The organism is Mycolicibacterium sp. XJ870 (assembly GCF_053483975.1).
Genome location: NZ_JBEFTI010000001.1, coordinates 258,132 through 275,684, shown reverse-complemented (window position 1 = coordinate 275,684; position 17,553 = coordinate 258,132). Strand labels below are relative to the sequence as shown.

Here is a 17,553-nt window from a genome sequence, read left to right as displayed (position 1 = left end):
TCCTCCTCATCAGCACTCAGCTAGCGGTCGCATCATCGAACGGCGATACGTATGGCACACCGGTCAGCTCCGCTTGGGCTATCGCGTCATAGATCTCAAGAATCATCCGCTTGGTGCGGTACTCCCCGTGCACGGCCATGTCCTTGCGCTTGATGATCGGAAAGGTGTCCATGATGTAGTCGACGTCGTCGCGCTCGATGCCGTAGAGATGGAAGAACGCGGCGTCTAGTTCAGCGCGGATGGTATCCCGGTCGATGCCGACCCAGCTGTCTGTGCGTTGCAAGACCTGCGCGCGTCCTGCTAACCACCCAACATCAATCTGGCCGGCCGGATAAAGGTACGGCAGCGGAAAGGGCAGCTGCATTAGGTAGCTGTAGGTCATGTGAGTACCGCCAACCTTCTGCCTTGCCACATAGTCGAACACAAAGGACGACCAAGCAGCCTGAAGCACCGCTTGTCCCCTCTGTGTAAACACGATGGGCAGCGTATGGCCGACTGCCGTTGTGGGCAGCTGGCCGGCGATCATCGTCCGCTCGTCAGTTGACCGGCATATATCGCGAAACCCTAGGATCCAGTCGCGGTCACGGCGGGTACCTAGCCGGTCAGCAACAACCTCTTCACGCACCCAATAGCGGGGCAGTACAACAAAATTGGAATCCTGCTTCTCCTGCGGAGTCACGTCTCGCGTCGAACCGTCTCGCTCGTACGTCGCCCACCGATGGTCATAGTGGTGGATCATCTTCGCTTCGTACAGCGGCAACATGCGGTGCGTTGTCACGATTCTTCTATCCCATCGTCGAACCAATTCCTCGGCGCCGCAACGGCCCACGCCTCAAGCGGTGAATCATCGAGGGCAAAGTATCCGGCCGCCAGGTGGGCGGCCTTGTAGAGAATCAGGCAGCCAAGCCGGACCTGCCATTCAAGCAGCTCACGGTCGAGCTCGTAGGACAACACTGCTACCACGGAGCCATCGTCATGTCGGCGTGATTGATTGCTCAATCGGATGAGCGATGGGTGCGAGTAATCGGAGAGCAGGTCGTAGAGACCGTGCATCCCGTTGAAGTGCACTTGTGCAAACTTCTCGACACCGCGACCGAGCGTCAGGCAAGGCTCGTCGCGCACATTCCATTCCGTCTCGTCGCCAGGAGACCCCCAGTCGGTGTGCGCCTCAGGAAAGACTGGTTTCAGCGCGTCTCGTTGGCGATCTCGTTCCGCCTTCGCGGCCCGCTTCCGGTTCTTTTGTCGCAGTTTCGACGCGGTGAAGCCTTCCCGGCACCATGACGCGAGAAGTTCCATGCTGAAACGAGCTACTCGAGCGTCAGCAGTGACCGGCTCGGAATCAGTTCCCGGATCGAGCAACCATCCAACCCGACCGGCGATCTCCAGCTCCGCTCTGATGAGCGGCCACACTGACAGGGCCACCTGTCGCGCCTCGAATAGCGCGGCGATCGCCAAGACGTGCTGAGCGATCGCATCCACGTACACACCGGCGGAGTCGCCTGGTGCGTACGCCAAGTTGACGGGTGCCATCGGCAAGGCGTTGCGAAATCCACGCGCGTCTTGCGCTCTAGGTCCGGACGTCGGGGCTGCGCCAGCTTGCTTCCCTACCACGAACCAGGCGGCAACGAGTGAGCGCGAGTGGCGCGCCCACTCATCCATTTCGGCAGCTAATGCCTCCGGTACGGTGATCACCCCGTTGCCACCGCCAGCTCGTCATAAGCAGCAAGGATGAGATCCTTCGTCCGGAAGGTGCCATGGTTGGCCTCGTCCTTACGCCTCACGATCGGGAAAGTCTCCATCACGTAGTCAACGTCGTCGCGGTCAAGGCCGTACAGGTGAAAGAAGTAGGCGTCCAGCTCGGCCCGAACTCGGGCGCGTTCGTCGATGTCTGTAACCCAGCCGTTGAGGCGGTCTACGCGCGAACCGACCCACTCGGCATCAACTTGAACTAGATGCGCACTGGGGCCTGGCACTGGCAGCTGCTCGATGAGGAAGAAACTTGCGTTGGTGCCGCCGATCTTCTGCCGGGCCGCAAAGTCCAAGGCAAATGAAGTCAATGCAGCTTGGAGCGTTGCTCGACGGCTCGGCGCCTTGGTTGGCAGCATCAGGAAGACGCTGTCGCCGAATCCGACCTTAGGAGCCATCGATGCGATGAGCGTGCGCTCGTCCGTCGACCTGGCAATGCGGCGCCAGCCCAAGAACCAGTCCTTGTTCCAGGTGGTGCCGACCTTGGAGTCGATCTCTCTTTCCGCCACCCAGTACCTTGGCATCGGCGCGACTCGATCGGCCTTCTCGATCTCTGTCAGATACCTCGTCGAACCGTCGGGTTCATATGTCGCCCAGCGGGTGTCGTAGTGGTGGATCATCTTCGCTTCATACAGAGGCAGCATCTGAGTCACCCCCCCCCCGTCGTTCTTCTCAAACACATTGCCGTTCAGCACCCACCCGTCAGCCGCCAGCTCATCGCGAGTGTGGAACAGGTGCGAGTCGCTGGTCATGTTGAATAGCCCCTGCATGAACTTGATGCCCCAGGGGTTCCCGTCGGGGTCGCCCTCGCGGATGAGGACGGGTACACGCCGGTAAATGCCAAGGGTGATTTCTGCGTCGCGACGGGTGCGAAACACCGGGCAGGTGCCGGTGTTTGGGTTGAGCAGCGTGATCTCCTCGGGCGTCAGGGTGAAGCGCGCGTTCGGGCGTTGCAAGTCGACGGGATCGTGCGCGAAGAACGCGAAATCGGCTGCCTGTTCATGGGTATCGCGTCCTACCAAGGTGATCAGGCAAAACTTGTAGCTTCGATGCACACCCTCGAACAAGGGCTTCGCATTCTCGAAGTCATACAGGCTGGCGATCGATCCGCTCACCACGAGATCCTTGAAGAAGTACTGGGTGGTGGCGTCGGTGGCGATGCCGGTCGGCAGAATCATTCCGAATCTGCCTGCACCAGCCAGCAGATCGCGTCCCGCTTCGGCGAATAGCGGATCGGTTTTGATGCGTCCACGCCCACATAACGGATAGCGGTCCGAGTTGGCGGCGAAGTGGCGCAACCCGTCAATCCGCCGCTTCTCGGCCAAGTACTCGCGGCCGAGAGGCTGGTCGGTTGCGACCAGCTCGGCGATTAGTTTCTTACGCTTAGCCCCTGCCGCCTTGGCGATCTCCGCGTCGCGCGCCTCGAAGTATTCCTGCTCCTTGAGCTCGATGTGTTCCCACGGCGGGTTCCCGATCACCACCGAAAACCCGCCGGTCCATCCGGTGGCCGGATTGACCGTGTCACCGCTGGCCGCTGCGGTCGGGAAGAGGTGCGGAAACTCCAAGTGCCAGTGGAAGAACCGATACTCGGCGGCCAACCGATCGACTTCGGTTTGAGTTTCCGCGTTCAGCGGATTCTCGCCCTCAGCCAACGCAGAAATGCTGCGGTGGGTGATCGCCTTGGGCGCACCGGCGTGCTTGGGCCATACGAACGCGGCGCACCACGCGTCGGCCGCCAGCCGCTGGCTGCGGTAGTCCGCCGAATCGGCATAGGCGCGTAGTCGTTGTTGCTGCACATGCACGTCGGCCAGCGACAGTGCCGGCGCGGCAACTACCTTCTGGACTTGTTGTGCCAGTTTGGCGTTGGCCGCCACCAAGTCGAAGTCGAATAGGCTGCCCTGTGCGCTGCGCTCCGCCCTGTTCTGTCTAGTAATAGCCGCGACGATGCTTCTCTCGTCACCCTCGATCGGTTTGAACGCGTCGTTGGGCAGACCGTCAGCGAGCAGTTTTGGGGTGGCACCCACCAACGCATTGCCAACCTTGATCTGGGCATCCAGGAACGTCAGAGGCCGACCGGGGTCGAGCGCTTCCATCCATAGCGACACCTTGGCCAGCTCGGCGGCGAGCGGGTTGACGTCGACACCGTAGATGCACCGGGCGGTCACATCACGCATCGCAGCGCGCACAGCCTCGGGCGCGGGCTCGGGATCGCCGGTCCGAATACCGGCTACCCGCTTGGCGATTCGGCGGGCCGCGCCAACAAGAAAGTGCCCGCTGCCACATGCGGGGTCGCACACGGCGAGACTCAACAGCGCTTCTTCTGGATTGGCTGATTTCTGCGCGTCATCGAGCACTGGGTCCAGCGCGGTGTCCAGCAGCGACTCCACCAGTGAGGTTGGGGTGTAGTACGAGCCGGTGTCCTTGCGCTGATTGCCCGACGCGATGGACAGGTCGTAGGTTTTGGTTGCCGGGTCCCAGCGCGGCACGAACTCCAGCAGTGCCTCGTAGATGCTGCCGAGTTCCTCGGCGCCGAGGTTGCGGTAGTCGACCACGCGCAGCACATGCGAACCGGACTCGCGCACCAACGACAGCGAGCGCACCGCCGACTGCAGGGCCTTGTTGCTCACCATGCAGTCGGTGAGGAAATCCAACTCGCCGGCATCGAATAGGCCGCCGATGCCGGGCAGTGCCAGCTCCGGTAGCCCGCTCTCGTCGCCTAGCCCCCGCCACACCAGGGTCAGCGCTTGCCATTTGTCGCCGTAGCGACCGCCGCGGCGGCGGCGGGAGGTGCGACGCAGCCTCGCGGTCGAGAAGTAGTCCCAGTAGCGTTGCCGGGCCTGTGGGTCGGCGGCCGGGTCAAGCAGCGCGCCGCGGTCCTCGGCGACGAAGGTAAACAGCAGCCGATACACCACCCGCAGCAGCGCGTGGTGCACATCATGTACCGACACCGTGCCGTCAGCCAAGTTTTGCCGCAACGCGCCGTTGTCGGGATGCGTGAGGAACCCAGCACCGAGGGTCTGCAGCGCGTCGATGACACCGTCGCGCAACAGATTCAGTGCGCGCGAACCGGATTCGACCGCACCCTGGCGCCACTCCTCCAACCAGCACGAAGCCGGTCCGATCTCAGGGTCACGCACTTCAACCCTCGACACCTGGCACATCGTGTACAGCAGCAGGAAGTCGGCGAACAGGTCGCCGTCGAAAATCGCCTCCAGGTCGAATTCGATGTAGGCCGACCCGACGAGCGACGTGGAATCCCGCAGCAGCCGCAACGTAGTGCCGTTGGCCAGGATGGCCCACAGATTCTCATCGGAGCGGTTGAGCAACTCCTGCATCATCGACTGCGGTGAGGCACCCGCCGCACCCGCAACCCCCTTGGTGCGGGTGTCCAGCGCCACCCGGCCGAGCAGGTGAATCGGCGCCACGCCCCAGTGATGCGACACCGGGAAGCTGTGCTGCCCGACGGTAATACCGCCCTTGCCGGTGGTGGGGACACGGCCGTAGCCGAGTTGATCCAGGAGCACCAGGGTGAATCGTTCGCGGGTCAGCGATGTCGCGGGGTCACCTTCCGGCAGCGCGGCCAGCGCGTCGCGGTACCCAGCCCATGCGCCCCGCAGATACGCCCACACCCGGTTGGCGGCGTCACGCACTGATTCGCCAGCGGCGAGATGAAAGTCCTTGGAGGACAGGCCCGGCACGTCGGCGCCAGTGACCAGCTTGGCCAGCAGGTCCGCCGGTAGCAGGCCACCCTGAACGCGAACGCCGATGAAGGTCGCGGTGGCATCGCTGCTCATTTGGTGGCTCCTGCCGGCGGGACGAACACGAACACTCCGAGCACATCGGCACCGGGTTCCACAGTGACCTTGAGGCCGCGGACGATCTCGGCGGCCGCCTGCCGCACCCGACGGTGCGCGTCGAGCAGCCGGTCAGCCAGGTCGCGGCCGTGCTGTTCAAGGTGACCGACGATGTCGGGTAAGCCGTCGAGGCTGCGGCTGAGAAACTGGGTGGCCTGCGGGCCCGGCACATTCCCGGCGGGGCGGGCGGCCAGCAGCGGTGGCACCGATTCCGGTGACAGCCAACGGGCCTGGGCGGGCGCACCCTTGAAGGCAAGGGTGGCCACATCCTCGGCGACCAACTGCTTGACGCCTGAGCGAGACGGCAATTCCAGATGGAATCTATAACGCGCCACTACCAAGGTGGTCCGAGTGTCGACCGCGTCGGTGCGGACGACGGCGCAACGCCGGGCAGGGCGCTGCTCGGCGGGCAGTTGCGGGTCGAGCGCGGATTCGAGGACATACTGTGCGACGGCCTCCACCGTCGCGTCGGTACGGGTGAGCACCGCATCGCCGCGAGGCACCGGAAGATCCGCTGCGAAGTGCAGCGGGTCGTTGCGTCGGGGTGGCAGCGCGTCACGCAAGCCCAGTGGCAGCGGCCCGAGCGTAGCGGTGAATCCTGAATCAGCGGCTGTCACAGTAGATCGCAACGACCGCAGCGCCTGCTCCACGAACTCGGCTACCTCGGCGTTGGTGCCGAGCGCTTCCCGCGCTGCCCGCAGCTCGGTGCCAACCTCTTCGGGCTTGATCCCGTGCTGGGCATACTTGGTTTGCGCGACGCGCTCGCGTTCGGCGGCCGAATCCCATTGGGTGTACAGGTGTGACTGCTTTTCCTGCACACCCAGATCGAGGCTGAGCTGCTCGGCGTCCTGGCCGCGCAGCAGCAGGCCTTCCATCAGGGCTTCAACCACGGCTTCGGTGTTGTCCGGGACGGGCACCGATACGCCGGTGGCTTTGCGGATGGCTTCATGCTTGCGCAGCAGCACCTCCAGCACGATGCCGTCGATCTGGTTATCCCGGCCATACATCGTGACGGCGCGGACGACGTCGGCACGCTGCCCGAAGCGGTCCACCCGGCCCTCGCGCTGTTCGTGCCGGGTCGGATTCCAGGCCAGGTCGTAATGCACTACCGCCTGGAAGTTCTCCTGCAGGTTCACACCCTCGGAAAGGCAGTCGGTCGCCACGAGCACATGCCTGCCCGGCAGCCCGGGCAGCTCTTCGATCCGGGCGACGCGCTCGGCTGGCGGCAGGGTGCCGGTCACGGCCCGAACGGTCACGTTCTTGCCCAGCGCGCCGGAGAGCTGTTCGGCGACGTACTCGGCAGTCTCGATGAACCGGCAGAACACGATCGGGTCGCAGCCGTCGGCCTGCAGCTCCTTGACGGTTTTGACCAACGCGGCAACCTTCTTGTCGGGCTTGCCTTCCAGCTTGATCGCCTCAGCGAGGAACCCGCGCAGCCGCCGGGTGGTCGGGTCGCTGTCGCCGCTGTCGGCCCCGGGGGTCGTATCGGCGGCTTCCAGGGCCTCGTCGTCGGATTGGTCGAGCACGATGGCACGCCCGATAGCGTCGGCTTCCTCCGGTGTCCCGGCGGCCGCGGAGGCGGCGCGGGTGCGAAGGGTTTGGGCAGCGGCCCGCGGTGAGGACGCCAACGCGCGCAGCAGCGCCAGCGCCGACCACCAGTTGACCCTCCGCGCCAGCCCGCCGTCGCCACTGCGCACCGTTTCGCGGGCGTAGTCAAGGACTTTGGTGAACAGCGCGTGGTACTCAGGGCTAAGTGTGTACGGCACTTCTTTGGTGAGCCGGTCCTTGGGGAACGGGGTGTCCTCGTCGAGGTAACGCCGGATGTCGGCGCGGCGCCGTTGAACCATGTGCTTGGCCAAGCGTTCACGCCCCCGACGATCCTCCAGGTCAACGGTGGCTAGCTCGGGGTCAAGGAGTCCCAACAGGTTGCGGAAGGCGCCTTCCTTGCCGCTGTGCGGTGTTGCGCTGGCAAGAATCAGATGCCGCGATGCGTCCTTGGCCAGATCACGAACCAACTCATAGCGCTGGGTGCGCGCCGAGCTGGCACCCGTTGTGTCGGCAACACAGGTATGAACTTCATCGACGATCACCAAATCCGGGCAAGTGCGCAGGAATTCGTAGCGCCGCCGTGGGCTCTTGATGAAATCGGTAGAGACTACGGTGATGGGATAGCGTTCGAAGATCGACTCAGCGCCGATGCGTCCGCGTTCCAGGCGACGCACCGTGCTGGGCAGCACCAGCTCGGCTTCCAGCCCGAACTTCCCTCGCAGTTCGCCCTGCCACTGCTCAGCCAGCGCTGGACTGCACAGCACGGTGAGCCCGCGCGCGTCGCCGACCTTGAGCAGTTCGACGGCGATCAAGCTGGCTTCAATTGTCTTTCCGATGCCGACGTCGTCAGCGATCAGCAGCCGCACCACGTCCTGGCGCAATGCCATCATCAGCGGCACGAGCTGATAGGCCCGCGGCTCGACCGCGATGGAGGCCAGGCTCCGGAATGGCCCTGCGGTGGAACGGAATCCGATCCGAAGGGCACTGCGCAGTAGTGAGGCGCTGAGGTGATCGCCGAGATCATCGGGTAGCGGCGGCGGGAACGTGGCGGCGCTGACCCCTTCGCTGACCAGGACACCCGCGATGTCGTCGTCGACCCCACCGAGCGGGCGCAGCACCAGAAAGTCGTCAGTGCTGTCAGGCAGCACCACCCATTCGCGTCCGCGTGCGGTTACCAAGTTGCCGGGGGCAAATCCCACCGTGTCACACCCTTCCTTCACCAAATGCGTACGCGTGCTCGCGCACCTTCGCGAGCCAGTCCTCGCCAGGATGCAACCGCAGCACCGACCACCCGGCGTCGATCAATTGATCCTCGACGTCGGCCGCATCGCGCGGTGCCGCCTGTTCGACGAAGACTGCCAACCCGGCGCCCTCACCGTGAAATACGAAATCGGGGCGAATCTTTGCAGACCCTACGAGTTGACGGACTCCATCTGGAAGTGCGAGCTCATGCTTGATCAGCAACTCAACAAAATCACGTTCCAACTCTGATTCACACTGCAGGCGAATCTCATCGGCTCTATCGGCGCGCGGCTTCTCCTGGGTTACTGGCGAGGTAACGGCAGAAGCCAACGCCACCAGCAGGTCTCGCGCCACATGCCGGTCAATGTCGGCGTGGTCACCCTGATTCCCGTACGACAACAAGCAGTCGTAACACGCCTTTTCGCAGCGCTCACGCGCACCTTCGGCGCGACCGCGGTCGGTTCCATCAGGTGCAAAATGGGCGATGTCGAGCGCTTGGCGCGCCGCCCGGGCCAATGCGTCAGGTTCGGCGTACAGGCGGCGCAGCACCCCGGCGCCGCCCTCGGCCGATTCGGTCAACAGCATCCGGCCCCGGCCCTCGTTGTCCGGCAAGGCCTCGCTGGCCAGCTCGGAGTCTTCCAGTTGGAACGCAGCTTCGATTCCTCGTTCCAGGGCATAGCGCAAGGTGGTCGAGACCTCGTCGGGAATAGCATCGTTCAGCCGAAACACCATGATGTTGCGGGTGTCCTCGACGTACGGAATCACCTTCTGCTTCGTCGGCACATCGGCAGCATCCTCTAACGACCCGTCCTCGGGCGTCGCGTCCTCGGCGGCGCTCTCGCTGAGCCAGTTTCCTTTGACGGTGTCCAGGTAGTACCCGAGTTCATTGGGTCGTTTGCGGCGCCGCCGGCCGACATTGGTCACGCGCACGGTGGCGGTGTCGCCGTAGCTCAAGGTCGCCACATCGCGGGTTTCACCACTCTCGCTGACCGTCACAACTGCGTCGCAGCGTCCTGTCCGCGGCCCGTGTTGGCTGAACCGGTACGACGTGCGCAGCTCGAATCCAGCCCGGCGCCGCTCTTCCTCGTCGCTGGAGATTCGTTCTCGCCGTTGGGCAAACACCGTCTGCATGCGCATGAGCCCGTACTGCGGTGTTCCCAGCGCATCACCGCAATGCTCGCACACATCGAGACCGGGCCGGCGAACGTGGTGATAGCCGCACGACTCGCACCGGTAGGCATCTTGCAGCTCGACTGTGCCGATACCGCCCGCAGTCATCGGCACTTGGATGCGCTTGACCTCGTAGCGGGCGCCCTCGTGATAGATGATGGCACCGGGGCCGAATTCGCTGATCGCCAGGAACCGCGGGCGTTGCAGGTAGTCGCCACCGTCACGGACGCCTGCGCCAGTCCGAATTCCCGGAATGTATGCTGCCAGAGGCAGTCTCGGGAAGCTGTATCCCGGTAGGAAACCCTCCGATGCGAAGTATCGGTAGGTGTAGAAGTCGGAGAACATGCGGTCGGTGTCCTCGTTGCGCAACAGCCGCAGTTGGCCTTCGGCGTCGCGTCGTCGGGCCTCGGCGGCATCGCGGGCCCGCTTGGTCACCGAGATGTCCAAAACAATGCGGTTCTGCTCTTGCTGGTCATCCAGCGCTGCGCGGTAGAGATCCCGCCACCGATCGCAGGACCGATCGAACCCCTCAGGTGCCCCAGCGATCACGCCGGATACCCATGCGTCATGCCACCACGAGGTGCGCTGCAGTTCGTCCATTAACGGGGCGACTAGCTGGCCGGCGCGGTCGGTCGCGCGCTGGACCGCATCGGGATCTGCCAGCACCCGTTGCAGATCCGGAGCCAGCGGCATGTCTTTCGCTTCGAGGTCGAGCAACTGCGGCATCCGGGAATGCAGGTTCGCCCCAGTCTCCGACAGCCACAACGCATGCAGGTGTGACGCCAGCAGCGCTTCATTGGTGAGGTCCAGCCGCGGCGCGGCCACCGAACCCGCGACCATGTCGGCCGACCGCCGGAAGTAGTACTGGTCGTGTGCGTTACCGGTCGCGCAGTAGGTCGTCACCAAAGCGGGTTGTCCGGAGCGGCCCGCCCGGCCGCTGCGTTGGGCATAATTCGCCGGAGTCGGTGGAACGTTGCGCAGGCCGACTGCGTTGAGGCTAGCGATGTCGACCCCCAACTCCATCGTCGGCGAACAGTACATCACCTTCAATTCGCCCTTGCGGAAAGCCTTTTCGCGATCTTCCCGATCAACCGTGGAGACCTGCGCGGTGTGTTCCCGGGCCTGCATTCCGGCAAGTTCGGGCGCGATACGGCGGTACAGATCGAGGAAGAACGGGTTGATCCGGGTGCCTTGATCGGGGTCGAAACCTTTGCGCAATGGATCGGGGGCTCCCAGCGTGCCGTCACCGGGTGTCCAGATCACAGCGGATGCCTTGAGGCGATAGTTCGGGCCGGCAATGCCTTGGACATCGACTTTCGTCAACAATCCGGCCCGTTCGAGGACGGTGAGCAGATCTTCGATGACCTTCTGAGAGTCACCGGTGTCCAAGGGGGCGTCGGGCATGCGCAGCCCGCTGGCCTCGCGGATGTAGCGGCCAAGGGCCGAACGGCCGGTCAACCGCACTTCGTCGCGCGGGCGGCCCGGTGCGCCGGACTGGGTGGACACCACACCGGGTCGGGGCCGAGGCTCGCGGGGCGGCACCGACCACAGGCCGGTGAGGTGTTGATCTGACTGGCGCTTGATCCGATCGAATCCGTCGTCGGTGAGACAGTCGACATCGACCGCCAATTCGCGCCGGAACTCGTCAAGCACGATGCGGCACAACTCTTCCCGCTGCCCCGGGCTGGCGTCGCGCAGTGGCGGATAGGTCGAGCCCCACAGGCCGACGTCGGCGCCGATCTCGCCCAGCGACTCGTATTTGATCCGTAGCAGCCCGGTCTGCTCCAGGTTCGGCATGGTGATCCGCCAGCCCCGCTGCAGATCGGAATACAGCCGATACTCGATGAACTCCTTGAACGCCCGCTCAGCGGCGCTGCGTGCCCCGTACACGGCCTCCGGGTTGGCGGCATAATCCTCGAACCGGATGCCGAGGGTTTGTACAACGCGCTGCGCGACGTCATCGTGCCGCAGCGCGCCTTGCTGAGTTGCGAGGTGCACCGCCCCGCGTAGCTGTGTCATCTGCACGAAGTCGTTGAAATGGCCGGCTTGCAGGCTGGCGTCCTGACGGTTGTCGACGAACGTCAGCAGCTTGCGCGACTCCGGGCTGAGCTCCTCGGACGGAATCTTGTTGAGTGACCGCACAATTGAGGTGCTTAGCATCGATACCGCCGAGCTGCGGCCCTCCATGTCGAGCGTGGCCAGCTTGGCGAAGTCGCTACCGCGGGCCTGTTCGTAGGACACCTTGCAACGCAGGCAGAACCGGAACGGCGCGGGAACGAATGCCGCCTCGGTACTGCCGGCGGTCACCTCCGTGCCCCCGACATCGACCCTGACCCGGCGCGGGAGGTATGGGCGACGCCGGTCGGCGACGGCACCGTCGAGCAGCCATGAGTCCGGTAGGCGGCCCTCGGGCAGCGGATCGACCGGCCACGGGTGCACGGTCGAGATGTAGAGGTAGCCGTTGGCCTGGTCGCCACCGCTGGCGTCGCGGTCACGGCGCGGGCGGTAGATCACGTCGGCGCCCTCGGTCGATCGGGCAACCACCAGGTAGTCCTGCCCACATTCGCGGCAGAAGGCCAACGGCATGAGCAGGTGGTCGGGCCGGTCCGGAACCGTCACCTGGTACTGCGAGGTGATGTGGCGGCGCGGCTCGTCCTCGACCGATACGTAGACCGTGTCACCCTTGGACAGAAACTGATGCAGCCGAAACGCGAACAACGGCCGTCGCGTTGCCGGGTGCTGCACGGCCGACCCGGCCAGTAGCGTTGTGCGGATGGCCTGCTCGGATTCGTCAACGGTGCAGCCGGTGACGTCGGCCAGGTGCGCGGCTGACTCACGCACCCGGGCGGGACTGCGCCGGATCACTCGCCCTGTTTCAGGTTCGGTGTCGAGTCCAAACCTGTTTTCGATCCACGCGGCCAACGCGGAGCCGGCCAGGGTGTCATAGTCACCTTGCGCACCCCCCTGGCGGGCGTCACGGGTAAGGGCGTCGACGTCTTGCGGATCGCCGGTGGTGGCGCGGTCCAGGGTCTCGCCGATCACGCGGTCGGGCGTCACTTGGGTCCCGAACAGACCGGAGGCGACCTCGGCGACGACACGGCGCTGGTCTGCCTCCGTGCCAGCACTGGCCATGGTGGCCGACGTGCCCACGCATTGCAGGTCGGGCGACTGGCAGGCGTCGCGAACCCGGCGGACCAGCATAGCCACGTCAGCGCCTTGGCGGCCGCGGTAGGTGTGCAATTCGTCCAAGACCAGGAACTGCAACCCCTGCGCCGCACCGACGAGTTTGCGGCGCTCATCCGGCCGAGTGAGCATCAGCTCCAACATCACGTAGTTGGTGAGCAGGATGTCCGGCGGGTTGCGGAGGATCGCTTCCCGTCTCTCGCCTTGTTCCTGGCCGGTGTAGCGCGCGAACGTCACCGGTTCGCGACCCTCGCCGTAGCCGTAGCGGAGGAACTTCTCGAGTTCGCCCACCTGGCTATTGGCCAGAGCGTTCATCGGATAGACAATGATCGCCTTGACGCCAGGGGTTCGCTCTTGGCTTAGTACGCGGTCGACAATCGGGATGATGTAGGCCAGGGATTTGCCGGACCCCGTTCCGGTGGTGAGCACGTAGCTCTTGGCCGATCGTGCCGTTTCGATCGCTTCGCGCTGGTGACGGTGCAGCGTGATTGGTGCAGTGCCGGTGTCTTCGAGGTGCGCCTTTGGCCGGAAGATTTTCGAGCACTCCGGGTGCAGCAGGTCTTCGGCCACGAGCTGGTCGATCGAGCCTCCGGAGGCGAACATCGGGTTGAGTGACAACCACGGCTCGGGCCATTGCTTGCCTTCGGCCAGTTCCTCGGTCACATGCTGGTTGATCCTCGGGTCGCGCGGCGCGACGGCGCTGGTCGTGAAGGACTTGTAGTCGTCAATCAGGTCCTTGTGTACTTGGAAAATATCCATTGCTGTTCCCACCCGCTAGATCAATCCAAGACCGGCATCCGCTCGCCGTCAGCCAACTCCGCCATCAACCTAGTGCTGGTACACCCACTGGAACCGGATAATGAGATCCCGATTCAGCGACCAGATGCGCACGCATTGCCCCCCTCCAGCTCGACGTGACCGCCGCCGGCAACCGACGGAGCCTATCCATCACCCCCGTCAATTAGCGATGATTATGGCCTTTGCGTCCGACAAGTGGTCGATCGGCGGCAATCAGCCTCCTTGTCACTTGTCCACGCGGGTAGGGTGCGACCACAAGGCCCAGCGTCGCCGCCACGGCTACTCGCTGCCTTCCCGAAGCAATCGACAGATGACCCCCATGGTTGCAGCCTCGCCCCATCTGGGCTCGTTGGCCGTCAAAGGGTATGAGGTGAGCCCGTCGTGGCCCTCGTGTCGTCTATAGGATCTGGCTGCAGACCTCAGAGGCTAGTTTGTGTTCGAGGGCTGGCGGCAACGGTTGTCCCAGATTCGATTCCATGGTTGCCGGACAGTGAATCCATTATGTATGACGGACGATGCGAAGCGCGGGTCAAGGTCGAATAGCTCACGGAGCGCCGTTCCAGAGGGAGAGATCATGCAGGGAAGCACACCTCAGGTATATACGATCGCCGATTTTCTGAAATGGCACGATGACGAGGAACTCGTATTGAATCCCAACTTCCAACGCGGATCCGTATGGTCACCGCAAGCCAGAACTTATTTGATCGATTCAATCCTCCGAGGCTATCCGATCCCAAAGCTCCTGCTTCGAACAGAAGTCGATCGTGACACCAGACGCACGAAACGTGACGTGGTGGATGGGCAGCAACGGCTTAAAACGATAATAGATTTCAGTGCCGATAAACTAACCCTGGGAACAAAGGCTCGGGAGTTTAAAGGACTCAAATACAGCCAGCTGGAGAACGATCTAAAAGACCAGTTCCTTTCGTACAAACTCACTTGCGAACAGCTACTTAATGCAAGCAATGAGGACGTTCTGGAAGTTTTCGTTCGAATCAATTCATATGCCGTTCCAGTCTCTGAAGCAGAATTGAGAAATGCCCGCTTCGACAACGATTTCAGTAACTTAGTCAAAGAATCCGTCGAACACCACAGAGGCCTATGGCAGTTGGGCGTCATTTCCGAAAGAGAAAGGGTACGCATGGTTGATCAGTCGCTGATTGCTGAAGCGTACTCGATCCTGGCCAATGGCGTCCGCGACGGCGCGGAGGCCGATATTACTCGGTTCTATGAAAGCATGAGTAAGGCCCACGCAGAGCTTCCGAGCAGTGCGAGTGTGGACGATGCTCTCGACTCTACCGTTACCCTGCTTCAGGACTTCAAAGATGAAGCCATCGTCGCTCGTCCTCATTTCCTGATGATCTATGCCGCAATTCTATACAAGAAAGACAAGCTCCCCGTTGGGCGACTCGATTTTGAGAATATTCCCAGCTCAGCAGAACTTACGCGAGCCCACGACAGCGCCATACAGGAATCATTTGCCGTGCTCAATACGGCACTGACCAATGATCAAGAGGATGGGTTTTCGGCTTTCCGCGCGGCTCGCTCCACAAGCCAGCGAACAAAAAGCCGTCAAATACGGTTCGAGTACTTCACGCGAGCGCTGGCGGGACAGTACGCTCAATAGGTAGAGACCTGTGAATCCCCAGCCACTTGTGGCCATAATCGATGAGTTCACGGCAGAGATTGACCAGATCCGGTCAATCTTCGATACATGTCGTGGTTCCCGAACTGTAGATCGCTACCTCTTTCCCTACTGCCCGTTCGAAGATGGATGCCTCGTTTCCCTTTGGGACGCTTGGAACAGATTCCTTCGCAACCTTACGCTCTCCTCGGTGGCCACTAATTCCATGGGCCTGAGTGGCACCGTGTACACACCCGTTGCGCCCAGAAATGAAATAGCAGCTCTTGCACATCTTCGGGCAAACAAGAAGGGGAAATCCTACTCATTAATAAATGGTGAGCCAAATTGGCACAATTTATTACATTTGGTCGATATCCTTGGCACACTCGACGCACCTAACGCCCACGTCATAATCTCAGCTTTAGGGGCGGCCACTGTGAGGCTTGACCCGATCGTAGTTAACAACCCAATAGAGGAGGTTCGCGAGTGCAGAAATTTCGTTGCGCACAAATCTTCGGCAACGCTATCTAGGGTTCAATCTTATGCAGCATACGTGTTCTCAACATTGTCTGATCATCTGCGGCGCAAGAACGCAGGCGTGGAAGCATTTCACGAGTGGGGTGATTGCATGATCGCCATCGCAGAATCTGCAGCGCAATGACCTGAGAACGTTCGCCAGTAACGGTTCCGACACCGTGCACGAAGCTCACCCTGACAATTATCGGCGCTCACTTGGCTTGGTCGAGCGGCAATTCGGGGCCAGTGCTTATGAACGGGCGTGCTTGCCTTCCTCCACAGTAGCGTCACAACGAAAGCCCAAGTTGCGACTGAAGATCGCTCGTCAGCGGCGTCAGCAGTCGATAGGTCACCAGCATCGGCTCAGACCCTGAGTAGCTCAGCGGCACCACCCGCCCAAGGTAGGTGAACGCGACATCATCGCCGCGTCGTCGCATCCAGAGCTCTATCGACTTGCCAGTCGACAGCGACTCGAGGATCTCCTTACCCTTCTTGCCTGTTGGCTTGGTCGACGTCTGCGAGCTCCATACAAAGACATCCGGACCCTCAAAGTGCTCGACATACTGTGTGCGGTCGGCGCGCTTCTGCAATGAGACGAAGAGGATCGTGTGCTTCTCGAGCGACACATGGCCTGAACGCCAGTTGCCTGGGTTGTACACCTGTCCGTAGAGCGGCGGCACGTCCATGCTCTTGAACTGTTCGCCAATGCGGGAAGCAAGCGGATTGATCTCTTGCTGGCCGAGCTTGGATACGAGCCGGGCCACTGGCCGCATGTCGGACTGACCCTCGATCGGCGGGACAGCAGGGTTATTGGACTCGAGTGTGTAGATCCCACCTTCTCGCCGAAGCACCTTCAACGTCCCTGCGACACCCGACGTCCCGGCCGTCTCCACCAGCACGGGTTGGCCCAGGTAGTCGCGGGCCGACCCGCCGGTGATCCATTCGAAGAGTAACGGATCGCCGTGCCGAATCGGGTCCGCGCCACCATCCATGGAGTCGCCATGGGCGAAGCACACGAAGTGCGACGACGGCGTAAGCGGCTGTCCTGTAACCCTTCTGATCGGAACCTCGGTCGACGCATGATCGCTCCAGGATGCCTGCGCTCCCGATCCGCAAGCGACCGTGTAGTCCAAAGAGCGGTACGTAGTCGATTGGCACCTCTGCGTGATCGGACCGGTCAGGCTGAATCAACAGAATGCCGTCGATCTGTTCGATCGAAACCCGATGCGATGTTCCCGGGCGCCCTGCCGATGGTCCAAACCAGCCCCGCAGCAAGGCAGGTAGGGCGTGGCCCGTCGAATCCGCGCGAGTAGCCGCAGCGACCGCTCCCTTCGCGAACGACGCTTCGAACTCGATCCCCTCGGCCATGAACGACACATGGCCCTCGGGAAGATCAGGATGCAGGCGTCGGTCCAGTCGAATGATTGGGTGACCGTCGGAGAACATTGCGGATTCCGCCGCTGGGTTCGGGCACGTCGCCGGCGAACCTCGGAATCACGTGGATGTGCAGGTGATCGACCGTCTGGCCTGCCGCGGATCCTTCGTTGAAGCCGACATTGAACCCATCTGGGCCATGCATTTCGGCGATCTTGTCTCGCACAATGTCGACCAAGTCGAAGATGTCGGCGCGCTCACCGGGCGTCGCCTCCCACCAGTTGGTGATGAGCCGTCGCGACACCACCAGCGCATGGCCGGGCGAAACTGGGTAACCGTCCCAGATCGCAAACGCCGATCGATTGGCCGCGATCCACTCTGCCTGGGGAATGTCGAAGAAGGGCGACTCAGAGTCCACGAACGTCCAATCTGTAGTGCTGGGTTGGCGGTGCGCCGACCGGCCGGCCTCATACTCGATCGACAGTCCACCGTGTGACC

At 62.6% G+C, this 17,553-nt stretch carries 9 protein-coding genes; 2 read left to right on the top strand and 7 right to left on the bottom strand.

The features are described from left to right. Nucleotides 1-16: 16 nt before the first annotated feature. The 5 genes from ABQF30_RS01395 to ABQF30_RS01375 are packed head-to-tail and all read right to left on the bottom strand — an operon-like array spanning nucleotide 17 to nucleotide 13,502. Nucleotides 17-778 carry a hypothetical protein gene (locus ABQF30_RS01395; RefSeq protein ID WP_448460428.1) on the bottom strand — a complete coding sequence of 254 codons (762 nt, stop codon included), beginning with the start codon at nucleotides 776-778 and terminating at the stop codon, nucleotides 17-19. Beyond that, a complete protein-coding gene (locus tag ABQF30_RS01390; protein WP_448460426.1) occupies nucleotides 775-1,692 on the bottom strand; it encodes a hypothetical protein in 918 nt (305 codons plus the stop codon). The genes ABQF30_RS01395 and ABQF30_RS01390 overlap by 4 nt, the downstream gene beginning before the upstream one ends. Then, entirely contained in the window at nucleotides 1,689-5,540 is a 3,852-nt protein-coding gene (locus tag ABQF30_RS01385) for an Eco57I restriction-modification methylase domain-containing protein (protein WP_448460424.1), read from the bottom strand. The genes ABQF30_RS01390 and ABQF30_RS01385 overlap by 4 nt, the downstream gene beginning before the upstream one ends. Beyond that, nucleotides 5,537-8,347 carry a DUF8741 domain-containing protein gene (locus ABQF30_RS01380; RefSeq protein ID WP_448460422.1) on the bottom strand — a complete coding sequence of 937 codons (2,811 nt, stop codon included), beginning with the start codon at nucleotides 8,345-8,347 and terminating at the stop codon, nucleotides 5,537-5,539. The genes ABQF30_RS01385 and ABQF30_RS01380 overlap by 4 nt, the downstream gene beginning before the upstream one ends. 4 nt (nucleotides 8,348-8,351) lie before the next feature. After that, complete coding sequence (locus ABQF30_RS01375; protein WP_448460420.1) at nucleotides 8,352-13,502, bottom strand: DEAD/DEAH box helicase family protein; 5,151 nt, start codon at nucleotides 13,500-13,502, stop codon at nucleotides 8,352-8,354. Between the two features lie 613 nt (nucleotides 13,503-14,115). Here ABQF30_RS01375 and ABQF30_RS01370 point away from each other — a divergent pair. Both ABQF30_RS01370 and ABQF30_RS01365 read left to right on the top strand, forming a co-directional pair. After that, nucleotides 14,116-15,168: a DUF262 domain-containing protein gene (locus ABQF30_RS01370; RefSeq protein ID WP_448460418.1), complete on the top strand. Its 1,053-nt coding sequence runs from the start codon at nucleotides 14,116-14,118 to the stop codon at nucleotides 15,166-15,168. Between the two features lie 208 nt (nucleotides 15,169-15,376). Continuing rightward, nucleotides 15,377-15,826: a hypothetical protein gene (locus ABQF30_RS01365; protein WP_448460416.1), complete on the top strand. Its 450-nt coding sequence runs from the start codon at nucleotides 15,377-15,379 to the stop codon at nucleotides 15,824-15,826. 142 nt (nucleotides 15,827-15,968) lie between these two features. Here the strand turns inward: ABQF30_RS01365 and ABQF30_RS01360 are convergent, their stop codons facing one another. Next, on the bottom strand, nucleotides 15,969-16,814 hold the full coding sequence (locus ABQF30_RS01360) for a DUF3427 domain-containing protein (RefSeq protein WP_448460415.1): 846 nt from the start codon (nucleotides 16,812-16,814) through the stop codon (nucleotides 15,969-15,971). 260 nt (nucleotides 16,815-17,074) lie between these two features. Next, on the bottom strand, nucleotides 17,075-17,473 hold the full coding sequence (locus ABQF30_RS01355) for an HIT family protein (protein ID WP_448460413.1): 399 nt from the start codon (nucleotides 17,471-17,473) through the stop codon (nucleotides 17,075-17,077). Between the last annotated feature and the right edge of the window lie 80 nt (nucleotides 17,474-17,553).

Coding starts and splice junctions, on each gene's coding strand:
- ABQF30_RS01385 (WP_448460424.1), bottom strand. CDS start 5,540: ATGAGCAGCGATGCCACCGCGACCTTCATCGGCGTTCGCGTTCAGGGT.
- ABQF30_RS01375 (WP_448460420.1), bottom strand. CDS start 13,502: ATGGATATTTTCCAAGTACACAAGGACCTGATTGACGACTACAAGTCC.
- ABQF30_RS01370 (WP_448460418.1), top strand. CDS start 14,116: ATGCAGGGAAGCACACCTCAGGTATATACGATCGCCGATTTTCTGAAA.